This is a genomic window from Micromonospora sp. NPDC051924 (assembly GCF_055586005.1).
Genome location: NZ_JBVJJA010000008.1, coordinates 36,909 through 54,450, shown reverse-complemented (window position 1 = coordinate 54,450; position 17,542 = coordinate 36,909). Strand labels below are relative to the sequence as shown.

General features: G+C 72.8%; 16 protein-coding genes and 1 pseudogene. 7 read left to right on the top strand and 10 right to left on the bottom strand.

Annotated features, from left to right (window positions below):
* The first annotated feature begins 60 nt into the window (after positions 1–60).
* Together ACZ6S5_RS08690 and ACZ6S5_RS08685 are read left to right on the top strand one after the other, a co-directional pair.
* Complete coding sequence (locus ACZ6S5_RS08690) at positions 61–417, top strand: YkvA family protein (protein WP_465999190.1); 357 nt, start codon at positions 61–63, stop codon at positions 415–417.
* 75 nt (positions 418–492) lie between these two features.
* Positions 493–1,863: a cystathionine beta-synthase gene (locus tag ACZ6S5_RS08685; protein WP_465999188.1), complete on the top strand. Its 1,371-nt coding sequence runs from the start codon at positions 493–495 to the stop codon at positions 1,861–1,863.
* A 135-nt stretch (positions 1,864–1,998) separates the two neighbouring features.
* Here ACZ6S5_RS08685 and ACZ6S5_RS08680 read toward each other — a convergent pair whose 3' ends face one another.
* The 8 genes and pseudogenes from ACZ6S5_RS08680 to ACZ6S5_RS08645 form a co-directional block, all read right to left on the bottom strand.
* Entirely contained in the window at positions 1,999–2,949 is a 951-nt protein-coding gene (locus ACZ6S5_RS08680; protein WP_465999186.1) for a S1C family serine protease, read from the bottom strand.
* A gap of 70 nt (positions 2,950–3,019) precedes the next feature.
* Positions 3,020–3,529 (bottom strand): GNAT family N-acetyltransferase, encoded by a 510-nt coding sequence (locus ACZ6S5_RS08675; RefSeq protein ID WP_465999184.1) that lies wholly within the window; start codon positions 3,527–3,529, stop codon positions 3,020–3,022.
* Positions 3,526–4,455 carry a ribonuclease Z gene (locus ACZ6S5_RS08670; RefSeq protein WP_465999182.1) on the bottom strand — a complete coding sequence of 310 codons (930 nt, stop codon included), beginning with the start codon at positions 4,453–4,455 and terminating at the stop codon, positions 3,526–3,528. The genes ACZ6S5_RS08675 and ACZ6S5_RS08670 overlap by 4 nt, the downstream gene beginning before the upstream one ends.
* A 465-nt stretch (positions 4,456–4,920) precedes the next feature.
* Positions 4,921–6,096, bottom strand: coding sequence for an osmoprotectant NAGGN system M42 family peptidase (locus tag ACZ6S5_RS08665; protein ID WP_465999181.1), 1,176 nt, complete (start codon positions 6,094–6,096; stop codon positions 4,921–4,923).
* The gene (gene ngg, locus ACZ6S5_RS08660) at positions 6,093–7,919 is read right to left on the bottom strand and encodes an N-acetylglutaminylglutamine synthetase (protein WP_465999179.1); all 1,827 of its coding nucleotides are present in this window, start codon (positions 7,917–7,919) and stop codon (positions 6,093–6,095) included. Before ngg ends, ACZ6S5_RS08665 begins: the two co-directional genes overlap by 4 nt.
* Positions 7,920–7,921: 2 nt before the next feature.
* The gene (locus tag ACZ6S5_RS08655; protein ID WP_465999177.1) at positions 7,922–9,706 is read right to left on the bottom strand and encodes an N-acetylglutaminylglutamine amidotransferase; all 1,785 of its coding nucleotides are present in this window, start codon (positions 9,704–9,706) and stop codon (positions 7,922–7,924) included.
* 205 nt (positions 9,707–9,911) lie between these two features.
* Positions 9,912–9,992: pseudogene (locus ACZ6S5_RS08650) on the bottom strand (peptide-methionine (S)-S-oxide reductase MsrA); the annotation flags it as partial.
* Between the two features lie 53 nt (positions 9,993–10,045).
* Positions 10,046–10,402, bottom strand: a complete 357-nt coding sequence (locus ACZ6S5_RS08645) for a YciI family protein (protein WP_465999175.1) — start codon at positions 10,400–10,402, stop codon at positions 10,046–10,048.
* A gap of 323 nt (positions 10,403–10,725) precedes the next feature.
* On the opposite strand from ACZ6S5_RS08645, the gene ACZ6S5_RS08640 reads away from it, so the two are divergent.
* Positions 10,726–11,202 carry a carbonic anhydrase gene (locus ACZ6S5_RS08640; RefSeq protein WP_465999173.1) on the top strand — a complete coding sequence of 159 codons (477 nt, stop codon included), beginning with the start codon at positions 10,726–10,728 and terminating at the stop codon, positions 11,200–11,202.
* 223 nt (positions 11,203–11,425) lie between these two features.
* Here the strand turns inward: ACZ6S5_RS08640 and msrA are convergent, their stop codons facing one another.
* Both msrA and ACZ6S5_RS08630 read right to left on the bottom strand, forming a co-directional pair.
* Positions 11,426–12,085: a peptide-methionine (S)-S-oxide reductase MsrA gene (gene msrA, locus ACZ6S5_RS08635; RefSeq protein WP_465999171.1), complete on the bottom strand. Its 660-nt coding sequence runs from the start codon at positions 12,083–12,085 to the stop codon at positions 11,426–11,428.
* Between the two features lie 57 nt (positions 12,086–12,142).
* A complete protein-coding gene (locus ACZ6S5_RS08630; protein ID WP_465999169.1) occupies positions 12,143–12,559 on the bottom strand; it encodes an HIT family protein in 417 nt (138 codons plus the stop codon).
* A 109-nt stretch (positions 12,560–12,668) separates the two neighbouring features.
* Here ACZ6S5_RS08630 and ACZ6S5_RS08625 point away from each other — a divergent pair, with 109 nt between their 5' ends.
* The 4 genes from ACZ6S5_RS08625 to ilvA are packed head-to-tail and all read left to right on the top strand — an operon-like array spanning position 12,669 to position 17,430.
* A complete protein-coding gene (locus ACZ6S5_RS08625) occupies positions 12,669–13,811 on the top strand; it encodes a cystathionine gamma-synthase (RefSeq protein ID WP_465999167.1) in 1,143 nt (380 codons plus the stop codon).
* Between the two features lie 16 nt (positions 13,812–13,827).
* Complete coding sequence (locus ACZ6S5_RS08620) at positions 13,828–15,240, top strand: amidase (RefSeq protein WP_465999165.1); 1,413 nt, start codon at positions 13,828–13,830, stop codon at positions 15,238–15,240.
* A 52-nt stretch (positions 15,241–15,292) separates the two neighbouring features.
* A complete protein-coding gene (locus ACZ6S5_RS08615) occupies positions 15,293–16,213 on the top strand; it encodes a DUF4328 domain-containing protein (protein ID WP_465999164.1) in 921 nt (306 codons plus the stop codon).
* Positions 16,210–17,430, top strand: a complete 1,221-nt coding sequence (gene ilvA / locus ACZ6S5_RS08610) for a threonine ammonia-lyase (RefSeq protein WP_465999162.1) — start codon at positions 16,210–16,212, stop codon at positions 17,428–17,430. The genes ACZ6S5_RS08615 and ilvA overlap by 4 nt, the downstream gene beginning before the upstream one ends.
* The last annotated feature ends 112 nt before the right edge of the window (positions 17,431–17,542 follow it).

Below are 17,542 nucleotides of genomic sequence, written 5' to 3'. Positions count from 1 at the left end.
TCCGGGTGGGGCGGGCTTGCGTCGGCACCGCACCCTGGTCGAGCGGAAAGGGGCGGACTGATGGGGAAGACATTGAAGCGGAGCGCGGCCTTCGCCGCGCTGGCTCGGGCGCTGGCGACGGGGACGCGGGGCGGGCCCTCGCTGGGCGCCCGGCTGGCGGCGCTGCCCAGGATGATCCGGGCCACCGCCAAGGGGGAGTACGACGGCGGCCTCCGGCTGGCTCTGATGGCGGGGGCGACGGCGTACATCGTCTCGCCGATCGACCTGCTCCCCGAGATCCCGCTGGCGATCTTCGGCCTGGCCGACGACGCCGTGATGGTGACCTGGCTGGCCGGCAGCGTGCTCGCCGAGACCGAGCGGTTCCTGGAGTGGGAGGCACGTCGCAGCTCGGTCATCCCTGGACATGTGGTGCCCTGACGCCCCGTACCCTGGGCGACGAACAGAAGTCTTCCCGGCCGCCGTCGGCGGCGGCGCAACGAAGGGCACAACGAGGTGCAGTACTACGACAACGTCGTCGAGCTGATCGGCAACACCCCGCTGGTACGCCTGCGCAACGTCACCGAGGGCATCCAGGCGACCGTGCTGGCGAAGGTGGAGTACGTCAACCCGGGCGGTTCGGTGAAGGACCGGATCGCGCTGCGGATGGTGGAGGACGCCGAGCAGGCGGGGATCCTCAGGCCGGGCGGCACGATCGTCGAGCCGACCAGCGGCAACACCGGCGTCGGCCTGGCCCTGGTGGCCCAGCTCAAGGGCTACAAGTGCGTCTTCGTCTGCCCGGACAAGGTCAGCCAGGACAAGCAGGACGTGCTGCGCGCGTACGGCGCCGAGGTGGTGGTCTGCCCGACCGCCGTCGCGCCGGAGGACCCGCGCTCCTACTACAACGTCTCCGACCGGCTGGCCCGGGAGATCCCCGGCGCCTGGAAGCCCAACCAGTACAGCAACCCGGCCAACCCGCGCTCGCACTACGAGACCACCGGCCCGGAGATCTGGAAGCAGACCGAGGGTCAGATCACCCATTTCGTCGCGGGTGTCGGCACCGGCGGCACCATCTCCGGCATCGGCCGCTACCTCAAGGAGGCCTCGGAGGGGCGGGTCACGGTCGTCGGCGCGGACCCGGAGGGCTCGGTCTACTCGGGCGGCACCGGCCGGCCCTATCTGGTCGAGGGCGTCGGTGAGGACTTCTGGCCGGAGACCTACGACCGGACCGTGGCCGACGAGATCGTCGAGGTGTCGGACAAGCAGTCCTTCGAGATGACCCGGCGGCTGGCCCGCGAGGAGGGGCTGCTGGTCGGCGGCTCCTGCGGCATGGCCGTGGTGGCCGCCCTGGAGGTGGCCCGCAAGGCCGGCCCGGACGACGTGATCGTGGTGCTGCTGCCGGACAGCGGCAAGGGCTACCTGTCCAAGATCTTCAACGACAAGTGGATGGCCCGGTACGGCTTCCTCGACGAGTCCGGCACCGAGCCGACCGTGGCCGACGCGCTCGCCGGCAAGCCGGGCGGCCTGCCCGAGCTGGTGCACGTGCACCCGACCGAGACGGTCCGCGACGCCATCGACTACATGCGCGAGTACGGCGTCTCCCAGCTGCCGGTGCTCAAGGCCGAGCCGCCGGTGGTGACCGGTGAGGTGGCCGGCTCGATCGCTGAGAAGGACCTGCTCGACGCGCTCTTCACCGGGCAGGCGCACCTGCACGACACGATCGAGCGGCACATGGCCGAGCCGCTGCCGATGATCGGTGGCGGGCAGCCGGTCAGCGAGGCGGTCGCGCTGCTGGAGAAGGCCGACGCGGCCCTGGTGCTGGTGGACGGCAAGCCCAAGGGTGTGCTGACCCGGCAGGACCTGCTCGCCCACCTCGGCGCGCGCTGACCCGGACGGTCCCGGCGAGGGCCCTTCCCCGACTGGGGAGGGCCCTCGCGTTCTTTCCTGCCGCCGGGTCACAGCCCGGGCACAAGCAGGGCACAGGGCAGGCGTACCTCCCGGACCGGGACGGCGCGTGACCGGTCAGCGGGTCAGCTCGGTGGGGACCGCCACCACGTCGACGTACGCCCCCTTGCGCAGCACCGTGACCGGCAGCCGGGTCCCGATCGCCGGGCCGAGCATCAGCCGTTGCAGGCCCTGGCCGTCCTGCACCGGCCGGCCGCCGGCCGCGACGATCACGTCGCCGAGGTAGATCCCGGCCACCCCGGCCGGGCTGCCCGGCACCACCTCCACCACCCGCAGCCCGCGCCGCTGCCCGGTCCGCGCGGTGATCTCCGGCGGCAGCGGTACGGGCACCCCGGCCACGCCCAGCCAGGCCCGGCGGACCCGGCCGTCGGCGGTCAGGTCGGCGATGATCTGCCGGGTGGTCGCGTTGATCGGCACGGCCAGTCCGAGGCCGTACCCGGCGACCGCCGTGTTCACCCCGACCACCCGGCCGGCGGAGTCGGCCAGCGCGCCGCCGGAGTTGCCGGGGTTCAGCGCGGCGTCGGTCTGGATCACGTCCTCGATCAGCCGGGTGACCCGCCCGTCCCGGGCCGGCAGCGATCGGCCCAGCCCGGAGACCACCCCGGCGGTGACCGACCCGGCCAGCCCCATCGGGTTGCCGACCGCCACCACCAGCTGGCCGATCCGCAGCCGGTCCGCGTCGCCCAGCTCCACCGGCGCGACGCTCGCCTGTCCGGCCCGCAGCACCGCCAGGTCCGACAGCGGATCCGCGCCGACCACCCGGAACCGGGTCTCGGTGCCGTCGCCGAAGGCGGCTGTGCCGTCGGCGGCGCCCTGCACCACGTGGGCGCTGGTGAGCAGCAGCCCGTCCGGGCCGATGACCACGGCGGAGCCGGCCCCGGCGCCGCGCGCGGTCCGGACCGCCAGGGCGGCCACGCTGGGCAGCACCCGGGCGGCCACGCCGGTCACCACCCGGGAGTACGCGTCGAGCGCGGCGTCCTCCGCCCGCTCGGTGTGCTCGGTGTCCATGCCGGTGCCAACGCGCCGCCGCCGACGCCCATGCCCCGATCAGCTCAGGGCGAACGCCGGAGTCGGTCCGTCACAGCTGCCGGGCGTAGCGGAGCTGGGGGACGAGGGCGGGGCCGATCCGGTCGTCGCGTTCCTCGCCGGTGGCGGTCCAGCCGCCGCGCTCGTAGAAGCGCCGCGCGGACGCGTTGTCCCGGAGCACCCAGAGCACCGCCCGGGACCAGCCGCGCGCCCGCATGGCGGCCAGGGCGTCGACCATCAGCGCCCGGCCGGTGCCCCGGCCCCGCTCGTCCGGCTCCAGATGGATGGCGTTGAGCAGGCCGGTGGCCGGGTCGCCCGCGTCGTCCGGCCCGAGGTAGCTGAACCCGACCAGCCGGCCGTCGCGTACGACGACGGTCATCCGGTGGTCCGCCCCCTCCCAGGTCAGCCGCTCCACCCAGTACCGGCCCATCGCCTCCGGCGTCGGTTCGGCCAGCGCCTCCGGCGGCAGGAACGACGAGTACGCCGCGACCCGGGAGCGCTGGTGCAGCGCGCCGACGGCCATCAGGTCGGCCTCGGTGGCGGGGCGTAGGGAGATCGTCATCCGGCCGAGGCTACCCGCCGGCGCGGCACCGGCACGGTCATCAGGTCCTCGGCGATCACCAGGTCCCCGGTGAAGTGCTCACGGGCCTCGTCGGCGAACCGGCGGGGGTCGGCGTACCGCTGGGAGAAGTGGGTGAGCACCAGCGTGCGTACCCCGGACTCGGTCGCCACCCGCGCGGCCTGCGCGGCGGTGAGGTGGCCGACCTCGGCGGCGAGCGCCGCCTCCGACTCGAGGAAGGTCGACTCGATGACCAGCAGGTCGGCCTGCTCGGCCAGGGCCCACACCCCGTCGCAGAGCCCGGTGTCCATCACGAACGCGAACCGCTGGCCCGGTCGGGTCACGCTCACCTCGTCCCGGGTGACGCGGCGGCCGTCCAGGTCCAGGTGGCCGTCGCGCTGCAGCTTGCCGACGGCCGGACCGGCGATGCCGTACGCGGCCAGCCGCTCCGGCAGCATCCGGCAGCCGTCCGCCTCGACCAGCCGGTAGCCGTACGTCTCGATCGGGTGCCGCAGCCGGCGGGCCTCCAGGGTGCCGATCGGCAGCGTGATCCGCTGCCCGTCGGTGTCGATCGGCTCGGCCACCAGGTCCGCGGTCTCGTAGAAGCTCGACGCGTGGTGCAGTCGGTGGTAGTACTCGGTGCCGCTGGCCGGGAAGTGCACGGTCACCGGGTGCGGCACCCGGTCGAGGGAGAGCCGCTGGATCATGCCGGGCAGACCCAGGCAGTGGTCGCCGTGGAAGTGGGTGACGCAGATCCGGGTGAGGTCGGTGGCCGAGATCCCGGTGTGCAGCATCTGCCGCTGGCTGCCCTCGCCCGGGTCGAAGAGGAGCACCTCGTCGTCCCAGCGCAGCAGGTAGCCGTTGTGGTTGCGCTGTCGGGTCGGGGCCTGGCTGGCCGTACCGAGCACCGCAAGCTCGCGCATCGACACGGTGATCTCCCTGGGCATAAAGCGACCCCCGGGGCTTCCGCGCTCGCGCGCGGGCCGGCTGGACTGGGCCGGCACCCCGGGGGTCGGGTGGCTGTCGTGGTTTCGCCGCACCGCTGCCACACGGTCTCGACGATGGTGCCTGTGCCCGCCTTGCGGCGGACGGGATTACTGTCGAGGACAGCGGCTAGCGGACAGCCACCTCACGAGTCCGATTGCTATACAAGTCTGGACCACCTCCTTTCCCGTGTACCGCCACGCTATCCACTCCCCGGTGGCCCGGCAACGGATTTGGATCACAGGTCGGGTCGGCCCGGCCCGAGACTGTGTGCCGTTCGCTACCAACCTGATGACGTGGATGAATCTGGCCGGGCCGAAGGGAATCGTTCACGACATCAGGTTCGTAGCGTCGCCGCGGACTGTGCCGACCTGGGAGCCGGGACGTCGCCTCGGGCGGCCGCAGCCCGCTCAGTCCAGGCCGATCGGGCCCTCGCGGGGGCCCTCCTCCGACGCCGGCTGGACGGCCAGTGAGGGGAAGTCGGCCAGGTCGCCCTCCGGTTCCGCGTCCCACTCCGGGAAGACCAGCGGGCTCTGCAGGTAGAGGCAGAGCAGTTGGGTGAGGTGGCGCAGGCCGTCGAGGTGGGTGCGTTCGTGCCCGTGGGTGGCGTCCACGCCGAAGCCGAGCAGCGCCACCCGGGCGTGCGCGCCCGCCTCGACCGCAGCGGCCACGTCCGACCGGTAGTAGTCGAAGACGTCCCGGACCAGGTCGACGCCGTGCTCCCGGGCGATCGAGGCCAGGTTGCGGGTCAGGTGGTAGTCGAACGGGCCCACCCCGTCGCCCATGGCCAGGGTGGCGGCGTCCTCCCGGGACTGCTGGCCGGGGGCGACCACCGCCGCGTCCACCGAGACGATCTCCGCCACGTCCGGGTCGAGCCCGTGGCTCGCCCCGTGCCCGATCTCCTCGGTGACGGTGACCAGCAGGTGCGCGGTGACCGCCGGGGTGATCCCCGCGTCGACCATCGCCTTGAACGCGGTCAGCACCGCGGCGACGCCGGCCTTGTCGTCCAGGTGCCGGGACTTCGCGTACCCGGTGGGGGTGATCGTCGGGTTTGCCAGCAGCGCGACGAAGTCGCCGGCGTCGATGCCGAGCGCGCGGAGGCCGGCGATGTCGTCCACCGGCTCGTCGACCCGCACCTCCACCAGCTCCCAGCCGACGCCCTGCAGGTCGACGGCCTCGTTGTAGCGGTGCCCGCTGGCCTTGAGCGGCAGCACCTGGCCGGTGATCATCCGGTCCAGGTCGTCGGTGAAGATCCGGACCTGCGCGCCCTCGGCGAAGCGCGCGCTGTGCGTGCCGATCGGCTTCAGCTCCAGCCGCCCGTTCTCCTTGAGCCGCTTGATCATGCCGCCGATGGTGTCCGTGTGCACCACGATCGCCCGGTCGGCGCCGGTCTCCCGGGGACCGGGCAGGCAGGCGCTCAGCGCCCCGCGCCGGGTCAGCGTCGAACCGATGCCGAGCGCGGAGAGGCGTTCGCCCACGTACTGCTGGACGTGGTCGGTACGCCCCGACGGGCTGGGGATCTCCAGCAACTCCACCAGCACCTGGCGCAGGTAGTCGAGGTCGAGCTCCAACGGCTTCGGGCTCACGCGGCGCCTCCCGTGCCGGCCGGGGACCAGAGCCGCTGGGGTGCCCGGGTGCCGGGGAAGAGCAGGTCGACGAAGCGTTCGGCGGTCGGCTGCGGCTCGTGGTTGGCCAGGCCGGGCCGCTCGTTCGCCTCGATGAACACGTGCTCCGGCCGGTCGGGGGCGGGTACCAGCAGGTCCAGCCCGGTGACCGGGATGTCCAGCGCCCGGCTGGCCGTCACGCACGCCTCGGCGATCTCCGGGTGCAGCTCGGCGGTCACGTCGTGGATGGTGCCGCCGGTGTGCAGGTTCGCGGTCCGCCGGACGGCCAGCACCTGCCCCTCCGGGAGCACGTCGTGCATCCGGTAGCCGGCCTCGGCCACCACCTCGCGGGTCATGTCGTCGATCGGGATCCGCGACTCGCCCCCGGTGGCGGCGACGCGACGCCGGCTCTGCCGCTCGATCAGCTCGGTGACGTCGTGCACCCCGTCCCCGGTGATCTGCGCGGGGCGGCGGACCGCGGCGGCCACCACCTCGTGGTCGATGACCACCACCCGCAGGTCCTCGCCCGCGCGCAGCTCCTCGATAAGCACGTCCGGGCAGAACCGGCGGGCCAGCTCGACGGCGGCGGCGAGCGCCTCCGGCGTACGGACCCCGACGGTGATGCCGTTGCCCTGCTCGCCCCGCGCCGGCTTGACCACCACCGGGCCCACGTCGGCCAGGAAGGCGAGGTCGTCGGCGTCCCCGGTGGCGGTCCGGCCGCGCGGGACCGACAGTCCGGCCTGGGCCAGGATCCGCCGGGTCACCCGCTTGTCGTCGCAGCGGCTCATCGCCACCGCCGAGGTGAGCTCCGACAGCGACTCCCGGGTGTGGATGGTCCGCCCGCCGTTGGTCAGCTTCAGCTCACCCCAGTGCGGGTCGGTCACCTCCACCCGGATGCCGCGCCGCATCGCCTCGTCCGCGACGATCTTCGCGTACGGGTTGAGCTCGTCGTACCCCTCCGGGGTGGCGGCCAGGAAGAGCCGCTCGTTGATCGGGTTCTTCCGCTTCACGCAGAGCGTCCCGGTGCGGTGGAAGCCGAGCCGCTCGTAGAGCCGGATCGCCCCCGAGTTCTCGGCCAGCACCGACAGGTCCACGTAGGCCCGGCCCCGGGCGTCGAGCCGGTCGGCCAGCGCGGTGAGCAGGGCCTGCCCGGTGCCGGGCGGCGCGGTGTTGAAGTCCACGGTGAGGCACCAGAGGCTGGCGCCGTTCTCCGGGTCGGCGAAGACCGCGACGTGGTCGACGCCGGTGATCGTGCCGACCACCTCGCCGGTGGCGTCCTCCGCGACCAGGTGCAGGAAGCGGTCGCTGCCGGCGTTGTCCACCAGCACCTCGACCGGCGCGGTGACCATGCCGTTGCGGGCGTAGATCCGGTTCACCGCGTCCGCGTCGTCGGCGTCCCGCAGCGGGCGGACGGTCAGGCCGGGGATCTCGCCGCCCTCGGTGGCGGCCGGCCGCCGCCCGCCCAGCGGCAGCCGGTAGGTCAGCGACGGGTCGATGAACAGCTCGTCCGGCAGCCGGGAGACCAGCACGTGCGGGTCGCGCAGGTAGATGCAGATGTCCCGGGCGCCGGCCGCCTCGGAGCGCAGCACGTGGGCGACCTCGACCTGCTCGGTGAAGGTCTGCCCGAAGACCAACCGGCCCCAGCCGCAGTCCAGCACCACGCCGGGCCCGTCGGCGGGCTCCTGTCGCGAATCGGGAGCGCCGGGGGCGACCGGGTCGCCGCCCGGGCCGACGCGTTCCCGGCGCCGGCCCAGCACCCGTTCGCGGTCGGTCCGGGCCGCCCCGGTGGCGAGGGTGTCGGTCACGGTCAGTCGATTCCGTGGCTCTGGAGCCACATTTCCAGGAGTCCCAGTTGCCACAGCTTGTTTCCGTTCAACGGGGTCAGTTCGGCGTTCGGGTCGGCGAGCAGCGCGTCGACGTAGTCGGCGCGGAACAGGTCCCGGCGGCGGGCCTGCGGCGCGGTCAGGGCGTCGCGTACCCGGTCGAGGAGCTTGCCCTCGAGGTGGGTGAGGCCGGGCACCGGGAAGTAGCCCTTGGGCCGGTCGATCACCTCGTGCGGGAGGACCCGCCGGCCGATCTCCTTGAGCACACCCTTGCCGCCCTGGGCCAGCTTCAGCTCCGGCGGGCAGCTCGCGGCCAGCTCGACGAACTCGTGGTCGAGGAACGGCACCCGGGCCTCCAGCCCGTGCGCCATGGTCATGTTGTCCACCCGCTTGACCGGGTCGTCGGTCAGCATGACCTGGGTGTCGATCCGCAGGCCGGCGTCGACCGCGGTCTGCGCGCCCGGCCGGGCCAGGTGCGCGGCGACGAACTCGCGGGCCGGGTCGCCGTCGGCCAGCCACGCCGGGTTCAGCACCCGGGCCAGGCCGGCCGCGTCGCGGTCGAAGAAGGCCCGGGCGTACGTGTCGAGTGCCCCCTCCCGGTCCGCCCCGGCCAGCGGCGGGTACCAGTGGTAGCCGCCCAGGATCTCGTCCGCGCCCTGGCCGGACTGAACCACCTTGACGTGCCGGGCGACCTCCTGGCTCAGCAGCCAGAACGCCACGCAGTCGTGGCTGACCATCGGTTCGCTCATGGCCGCGACGGCGGCCTCCAACGGCGGCAGCAGGTCGCCGGTGGGCACCTTGATCTGGTGGTGGTCGGTGCCGAAGGTCTTCGCGACCAGGTCGGAGTAGACGAACTCGTCGCCCTCCCGGCCGCCGACCGCGTCGAAGCCGATGGAGAAGGTGGCCAGGCCGGACTGCCCCTCCCCGGCCAGCAGCGCCACCACCAGGCTGGAGTCCAGACCGCCGGAGAGCAGCACGCCCACCGGCACGTCGGCCACCATCCGCCGGCGTACGGCGGTGGTCAGCGACTCCAGCAGCGCGTCCTGCCAGTCCCGCTCGGTCCAGCCGGACCGGTCGGTGGCGCGGGTGAAGGACGGGTCCCAGTAGACCCGCTCGTGGGTGGTGCCGTCCGGCTCGTACACCCGGACCGTGGCCGGGGGGAGCTTGGTCACGCCGCGCAGGATGGTCCGCGGCGGCGGCACGATGCTGTGGAAGCTCAGGTAGTGGGCGAGCGCCACCGGGTCGATCGAGGTGTCGATCCCGCCGCCGGCCAGCAGCGCCGGCAGGGTGCTGGCGAAGCGGACCAGGCCGGGGGTCTCGGCCAGGTAGAGCGGCTTGATGCCGAGCCGGTCCCGGGCCAGCACCAGCCGACCGGTGTCCCGCTCGCTGATCGCCACGGCGAACATGCCGATCAGGTGGTCGACGAAGTCCAGGCCCCACTCGGCGTACGCCTTGACCACGACCTCGCTGTCGCCGGCGGAGAAGAAGCGGTGGCCCCTGGCCTGCAACTCCTCGCGCAGCTCGCGGTAGTTGTAGATGCAGCCGTTGAAGACGCCGGTGAGCCCTGCGGCGGCGTCGACCAGCGGCTGGCCGCTGGCCGCCGAGAGGTCGATGATTTTCAGGCGACGGTGGCCGAGGGCGACCGGCCCCTGGGACCAGGCTCCACTGTCGTCGGGCCCTCGGTCACTCATCGTGGCCGCCATGCGCTCCACCGCAGCCACATCGGCGCGTGAACCGTCACGACGGAACTCTCCAGCCAGTCCGCACATGCGAGCCCATGCTGCCAGAGGACGTTGCGGTTCGCCTGTTGAGCTGATGTTGGTGATGTTGCGACTTTGCTAGCATGCGCGCCCGCGCGGGCCCGGCCACTGACCAGGGGCGGGGTTTCCGGCCGGCGGCCGGCCGGGTGCCCGAATCGCGCCGGGCCTGCGGTGTGACAAACACCGCAGGCCCGGGAAACGGACATCCGGTCGGTCAGCCGGCGGTACGCGCCACGCCGACCGGGCAGCTCAGCCCGTTCGGGCCGTGGTTGCAGTACCCGTTCGGGTTCTTCGACTCTGGCGGCGGGTGCGGTATTTCCATAACTGGCGCGGCCTGATCGCCACTCATCACCGGGTTGCGGGCTGCCGCCCGAACCGTCGGACCTCCTGGGGCCAGCCGCATGCTTCCGCGAGCTTGCCGGCCCACATCCGGGCTGTTTCCTCGTCGGCCACGTCCACCACCGTCAGCCCGCCCAGCCACTCCTTGGTTTCGACGTAGGGTCCGTCGGTGAACATCAACGTGCCACTCGTGGCGTCGGCGCTGAAGACGGGGCCGTCTTCCTCCAGTCCCCCGGCGAACACGTAAGCCCCGGCTGCCTTGATCTCGTCCACGACCGCCGCGGCGAGTGGCCCACGCCCGCGAAACCACTCCTCGGTGTGGTTACCAACCCACTGCTGGTTGAAGTAGATGAGGTACTCGGCCATGTCTGCTCCCTCGTCTCGGGCGGACCCTCTGTTCGCCCCATCTTCGCTACGAACGGCGTTGGGCCGATGCGACACCTCGGGCTGAAAAATCTTGGCGTCCGACGTGACGTCCGACGGCCCTGGCGCGGATCCACGAACCCACGCCAGGGGTTCGGCAAGGTCAGGCGATCTTCGCCACGCCCACGGGGCAGGTCATGCCGTTAGGCCCGTGGTTGCAATAACCCATCGGGTTCTTCGGCCCTGGCGAACGATGCGGTACTCCGTCGTCGCCCGGATCGGCCGTTCGAGGGCGCCGGGCGGGGCGTCCGGCTTAGGCTCACCAGATGGGCAAAATGGACGGCCTGCTGCAGCGCAATGTCCGTTTCGCTGCCACGGATGCGGTGGATCAGGCACCCAAGATCCCGTTCATCCCCAACAGGCAGCTTTTCGTCATCACGTGCCTCGATCCGCGGGTTGACCCGGCATTCATCTTCGATCTGTCCTTCGGGGACGCCATCGTCTCCCGGTCATTGGGCGGTCGGGTCACTCCCGCCGCGATCCTGGGCCTGGCGTGGATCAGTTATCTGCACGAGATCAAGGCGCCCGACGCGGACTGGTTCGACACCGCTGTCGTGCATCACACGGACTGCGGGATGGGGTTCGCCGATGCCGCGCTGCGGAAAGGGTTCCGCGAGCGAGGCCTTGATGACGCCGCCCTGGCTGACAACGCGGTCTTCGACCCGACCCAGACCGTGCCGGGAGATGTGGAGAAGCTCATCAACACGCCGCAGGTGTCGCCGAAGATCAAGGTCTCTGGATAGGCGTACGACGTGAAGACCGGCAAACTGACCACCGTGGTGCCGCCGCGCAGTCGCGATGACGGATAGCAGTCCGTTCAGTGTCGTCGGTAGATCTGGGTCGGCCCGGCGCACTGTGGCGCGGGCCCGTCGAGGCGCTCAAAACGCGCGGGATCGTGGTTGGCGTCCGGGGGTCCGGTTTCCACGTCGCGGAGACGTAGCGCCCGCACCCCCGGCTGAGCTGCCGTTACTCGACCCGTGCGACGCCCACCGGGCAGGTCATGCCGTTCGGGCCGTGGTTGCAATACCCTCCCGGATTTTTCGTCGGCGCCAAATACTGCTGGTGGTAGTCCTCGGCGAAGTAGTAGTCACCGAGCGGCGCGATCTCCGTGGTGATCTCGCCCTTGCCGGCCCGCGCAACGATCGGCGCGAACGCCCCCCGGGACGCCTGCGCCGTGGCGAGCTGCTCGTCGGTGGTGGCGTAGATCGCCGAGCGGTACTGGGTGCCGACGTCGTTGCCCTGGCGCATGCCCTGGGTCGGGTCGTGGTTCTCCCAGAACACCTTGAGCAGGTCCTCGTAGCTGATCTGCGCCGGGTCGTAGACCACCTGGACCACCTCGGCGTGCCCGGTCATCCCGGAGCAGACCTCCTCGTACGTCGGGTTGGGGGTGTGACCGCCCGCGTAGCCGGCCGACGTGGTGAGCACGCCGGGGAGGGTCCAGAAGAGTCGCTCGGCACCCCAGAAGCAGCCCATCCCGAAGACCGCGACCTGCGAGCCCTCGGGGAAGGGACCCTTCAGCGAGGAAGGGAGCACCTCGTGCCGGTCGGCGATCGGCATCGCGATCGGGCGGCCCGGCAGGGCCTGGTCGGGGGAGATCATCTCGGCCTTCATGCGGCGAAGGAACACGGTGGGACTCCTCTCTTGGCTTTCCCAGCGTGTGCAACACCAACGCTCCCCGCTTCCTTACCCGGTGAGGGCGGCGGCGATCCGGTCGGCGTACTCCCGGGCCTCGGCGTCGTCGGCGTAGCGGGTGCGCGGCCAGAAGAAGCCGCGCAGCCCGTCGCCCTTGGTCCGGGGCACCACGTGGGTGTGCAGGTGCGGTACCGACTGGGACACCTTGTTGTTGACCGCCACGAATGTCCCACCGGACCCCAGACCGGTCTCCACCGCGACGATGATCCGCTGCACCAGCCGAAAGTAGCCGGGCAGCACCTCGGCCGGGAGCGTGTCGAGGGTGACCAGGTGGCTGCGCGGCACCACCAGCACATGTCCCTTGAACACCGGCCGGGTGTCCAGGAAGGCCACCCCGTCCGGCTCGTCGGCGACGGTGAACGCGGGCACCTCGCCCGCCACGATCCCGCAGAACACGCACCCGCTCACCGGGGCAGCGTAATCCGGGACCCCGATCGTCGCCGCACGGCGGGAGCACGGCCCCCTACCGGCCCGGGTTCCATGCACCGGGACGGGCGGGCGGACTAACGTCTCGGGAATGAGTCACGGCTTCGAGACGCTCGCCATCCACGCCGGTCAGGACCCGGAGGCCCGCACCGGCGCGGTGATCCCGCCGATCTACCAGACCAGCACCTACGCCCAGGACGCCGTCGGCGCGCCCCGCCAGGGCTACGAGTACAGCCGCTCCGGCAACCCCACCCGGGACGCGCTCCAGGAGTGCCTGGCCGCGCTGGAGGGCGGCCCGGTGGCACTCGCCTTCGCCAGCGGCCTGGCCGCCGAGGACACCCTGCTGCGGACCGTCTGCAAGCCGGGCGACCACGTGGTCATCCCGGACGACGCGTACGGCGGCACCTACCGGCTCTTCGCCAGGGTCGCCGAACGTTGGGGACTGGACTACACCCCGGCCAAGGTCTCCGACCCGGACGCGGTGCGGGCCGCGATCCGCCCCGGCAGCACGAAGATCGTCTGGGTGGAGACGCCGACCAACCCGCTGCTCGGCATCGCCGACATCGCCGCGCTGGCCGCCGTGGCGCACGACGCCGGCGCGCTGCTGGTGGTCGACAACACCTTCGCCTCGCCGTACCTCCAACAGCCGATCCTGCTCGGCGCGGACGTGGTGGTCCACTCCACCACCAAGTACGTCGGCGGGCACTCCGACGTGGTCGGTGGCGCGTTGATCGCCGCCGACCGGACGCTCGGCGAGGAACTGCGCTACCACCAGAACGCGATGGGCGCGATCAACGGGCCGTTCGACGCCTGGCTCACCCTGCGCGGCATCAAGACCCTCGGCGTACGGATGGACCGGCACTGCGACAACGCCGAGCGGATCGCGGCCTACCTGGATGGCCACGCCAAGGTCGCTCAGGTCATCTACCCGGGCCTGCCCTCGCACCCCGGGCACGAGGTGGCCGCCAAGCAGATGCGCCGGTTCGGCGGCATGATCTCGTTCCGCGCCACGGGCGGCGAGGAGCACGCCGTCGAGATCTGCAACCGGGCCAAGCTCTTCGTGCTCGCCGAGTCCCTCGGCGGGGTCGAGTCCCTCATCGAGCACCCGGGACGGATGACACACGCGAGTGCTGCCGGCTCGCCGCTTGAAGTTCCCGCCGATCTCGTGCGACTGTCTGTCGGCATCGAGACGGTCGACGACCTGCTCGCCGATCTGGAGCAGGCGCTGGGCTGACCGCTGGCTGGGGAGGGTGGCCGTGCAGGACATCATGCCGACGACCTGGGTGGGGGCGACCGCCAGGCAGATCGCCCGGGGCGTACGCCGGGGCGACGTCTCCGCCACCCAGGTCGTGGCCGACCACCTGGACCACCTCGCCCGGACCGACGCCGACCTCGCCGCGTTCCGCACGGTACGCGGCGGGGAGGCGATCACCGAGGCGGAGAAGGTCGACGAGCAGGAGGACCTGGCCAACCTCCCGCTGGCCGGGGTGCCGGTCGCGGTCAAGGAGAACACCCCGGTCGCCGGCCTGCCCACCTGGAACGGGTCGGCGGCGGTGCGTACCCCGGTGGCGGAGGCCGACCACGAGGTGGTCCGCCGGCTGCGCGGCGCCGGTGCGGTGATCCTCGGGGTGACCCGGATGCCGGAGCTCGGCCTCTGGGCGCTCACCGACGACGAGACCGGGGTCACGCGCAACCCCTGGGACCTGTCGCGTACCCCCGGCGGCTCCTCCGGCGGCGCGGCCGCCGCGGTGGCCGCCGGGCTGGTGCCGATGGCGCACGGCAACGACGGTCTCGGTTCGATCCGCATCCCGGCGGCCTGCTGCGGCCTGGTCGGGCTCAAGCCCGGCCGGGGCGTGGTGCCCTGCCAGCTCGGCGCGGACGACTGGTTCGGCCTGACCGAGCACGGCATGCTCACCAGCACCGTCGCCGACGCGGTGGTGGGCTTCTCGGTGCTGGCCGGGCGCCGCCCGGAGAAGCTGGTCCCGCCGCCGCGGCTGCGGGTCGGCGTCTCGCTGCGCTCGCCGGTGCGCGGCGTCTCGCCGGACGCGCCCAACCGGGACGCGGTGGCCGCCGCCGGCCGGCTGCTGGCCGCCGCCGGGCACGACACCGTCCCCGCCGACCCGGTCTACCCGACCCGGCTCGGCCTGCAGGGCATCGCCACCTGGTTCGCCGCGGCCGCCGCCGACGTGCGCGCCGCCGGGGTGGCGCCGCGCCAGCTCCAGCGGCGCAGCCGCCGGCACGTCGCGCTCGGCGAGTGGGCGCAGCGCCGGGGGTACGTCCGGGAGGCCGACCGGCTCGCCTGGCGCGAGCGGTCGGTGAACTTCTTCGCCGACCACTCGGTGGACCTGCTGCTCACCCCGGCGCTGGCCGGCCCGCCGCCGGCGGCCGCCGGCTGGTCCGGCCGATCCTGGCTGGCGAACATGTCGGCCAACATCCGGTACGCCCCGTACGCCGCGCCGTGGAACATCGCCGGCCTGCCGTCCATCGTGGTGCCGGTCGGCCGCCGCCCGGACGGCCTGCCGGTCGGCGTGCAGTTCGTCGGGCCGCCCGGCTCGGAACTGCTGCTGCTCGGCGTCGCCGGCCAGTTCGAGATGCAGGCCCCCTGGTCGCGGCACGCCCCCGGTTACCCCCGGGTCGGCACGGGGTCGCCGGCCACCGCGTGATCGTCTAACGTGTCCGCGACCGTCGCACGCGGACCCGGGGGACGAGACGCCGATGCAGTGCCAGACCTGCGGGGATGCCACGTCCCCGGCCTTCAACGAGTGCCAGCGCTGCGGCACCCCGCTCGGCCAGCCGGCGGTCAGCCCCGGGGTGCCCACGTACGCGGTGCGCGGCCTCGGCACCGCCGCGGCGATCGCGGTCGGCGCGGCCACCCTGCTCTACCTGCCGGGCGCGCTGTTCCCGCTCGTCGGGGTGCGGGTGGCCCGCGCGGCGGCCGAGCAGCTCGACCGCGACCTGCTGACGGGCGCGGCGGTGGCCGAACTCCTGCTCTACCTGCCCTACCTGCTGGCCTTGCTGACCGCGGCCGTCCTGGTGATCATCTGGACCTGGCGGGTGCGGAAGAACCTCGAGGCGTTCCCGGGCGCCCTGCCGACGATGGGCCCGGGGTGGGCGATCGCCGGTTGGCTGGTGCCGTTCGCCAACTTCGTCGTGCCGGCGCGGGTGGTCGGCAACGTGGCCCGGGACAGCCTGTGGCGTCGTAGCGCCCCGGGACTGGTCGGGCTCTGGTGGGCCGCCTGGCTGGTGTTCACCCTCGGCGAGCGGGTGGTGAGCAAACTCGACGACCAGCGGTACGCGCGGCTGACCGAGTGGCCCCGCAACGACGCGGAGTTCGCCACGTACGTCCGCTACTACCAGGACGCGATCGGCCCGCGGCTGGTCCCGCTGGCGGCCTGCCTGGTCGCCGGGGTTGCGTTCGTCGTGCTGATCCGGCGGATCTCCGCCGCCCAGCAGGACCGGATCGCCCGGGCCGTGCCGGCCTGGCCGGTCGCCCCCGGCTGGCCCGGCGCGCCCGCCGGGTACGCCCCCGGCTACCCGACGCAGCCCGTCACCGGGCCGTCGCCGCAGGTCGCGACCGATCCGACCGTGGCGTCGCCGCCGGTTCCCCCGGGTGCGGGTGGCACGATCAAGGCATGACGGAACTGGTCGGTCTCGCCGACGTACAGGCCGCGCGGGAGCTGCTCGCCGGCGTCACCCGCACCACCCCGCTGGAGCCGTCCCGGCCGCTCAGCGCCGTGCTGGGCGGTCCGGCGTGGCTGAAGTGCGAGAACGTGCAACGCGCCGGGTCGTACAAGGTGCGCGGGGCGTACGTGCGGATCTCCCGGCTCTCGGCCGAGGAACGGGAACGCGGCGTGGTCGCGGCGAGCGCCGGCAACCACGCCCAGGGGGTAGCGCTCGCCGCCGGCCTGGTCGGCACCCACGCCACGGTCTTCATGCCGGTCAACGCGCCGCTGCCCAAGGTCGCCGCCACCAAGGGGTACGGCGCCACGGTCGAGTTCGTCGGCAACACGGTGGACGAGTCGCTGGTCGCGGCGCAAACCTTCGCCGATCGGACCGGGGCGGTGTTCATCCACCCGTTCGACCACGCGGACGTGATCGCCGGGCAGGGCACCGTGGCGCTGGAGATTCTCGAACAGTGCCCGGACGTGAAGACCATCGTCACCGGGGTGGGCGGCGGCGGCCTGATCTCCGGGATGGCGGTCGCGGCCAAGGCGCTGCGTCCCGACGTACGGGTGATCGGGGTGCAGGCGGCCAGCGCCGCCGCCTTTCCGCTCTCGCTCAAGGCCGGCGAGCCGGTACGCCTGCCGTCGTTCTCGACGATCGCCGACGGCATCGCGGTCGGCCGGCCCGGCGACCTCACCTTCACCCATGTCCGCAAGCTGGTCGACGAGATCGTCACGGTGTCCGAGGAGGACATCTCCCGGGCCCTGCTGATGCTGCTGGAACGCGGCAAGCAGGTGGTGGAGCCGGCCGGGGCGGTCGGGGTGGCGGCGCTGCTGGCCGGCGCGGTGGAGGTGCAGGCGCCGGTGGTGGCGGTGCTCTCCGGCGGCAACATCGACCCGCTGCTCATGCTCCGGGTGATCGAGCACGGCCTGGCGGCGGCCGGCCGCTACCTGCGGGTGACGGTGCGCTGCACCGACCGGCCGGGTCAGCTCGCCTCGCTGCTCAGCGAGATCGCCGAGCACCGGGCCAACGTCGTGGACGTGGAGCACCAGCGGGCCAACCCGCACCTGCGCCTGGGCGAGGTGGAGGTGGCGCTCTCGGTGGAGACCCGCGGGGTGGAGCACTCGGACACGCTGATCAGCGCCCTGCGGGCCAGCGGCTACCAGGTGGTCTTCGCCGCCGAGTCGTGACCCGCCCGGGCCCCGCGACGACGCGACCGCCCCGGCCGGTGGGCCGGGGCGGTCGGGGCGGGTCGGAGTGTGGCTCGGGTCCGAGGAGGGCCTGTCAGCCTCGGTCGGGTCG

Excerpts from the sequence above, each read along its gene's own strand:
- ACZ6S5_RS08640 (WP_465999173.1), top strand. The coding sequence starts at position 10,726 with ATGGGCAAAATGGACGGCCTGCTGCAGCGCAATGTCCGTTTCGCTGCC.
- ACZ6S5_RS08615 (WP_465999164.1), top strand. The coding sequence starts at position 15,293 with ATGCAGTGCCAGACCTGCGGGGATGCCACGTCCCCGGCCTTCAACGAG.
- ACZ6S5_RS08645 (WP_465999175.1), bottom strand. The coding sequence starts at position 10,402 with ATGGCCGAGTACCTCATCTACTTCAACCAGCAGTGGGTTGGTAACCAC.
- ACZ6S5_RS08690 (WP_465999190.1), top strand. The coding sequence starts at position 61 with ATGGGGAAGACATTGAAGCGGAGCGCGGCCTTCGCCGCGCTGGCTCGG.
- ACZ6S5_RS08655 (WP_465999177.1), bottom strand. The coding sequence starts at position 9,706 with ATGTGCGGACTGGCTGGAGAGTTCCGTCGTGACGGTTCACGCGCCGAT.
- ACZ6S5_RS08680 (WP_465999186.1), bottom strand. The coding sequence starts at position 2,949 with ATGGACACCGAGCACACCGAGCGGGCGGAGGACGCCGCGCTCGACGCG.
- ACZ6S5_RS08675 (WP_465999184.1), bottom strand. The coding sequence starts at position 3,529 with ATGACGATCTCCCTACGCCCCGCCACCGAGGCCGACCTGATGGCCGTC.
- ilvA (WP_465999162.1), top strand. The coding sequence starts at position 16,210 with ATGACGGAACTGGTCGGTCTCGCCGACGTACAGGCCGCGCGGGAGCTG.
- ACZ6S5_RS08625 (WP_465999167.1), top strand. The coding sequence starts at position 12,669 with ATGAGTCACGGCTTCGAGACGCTCGCCATCCACGCCGGTCAGGACCCG.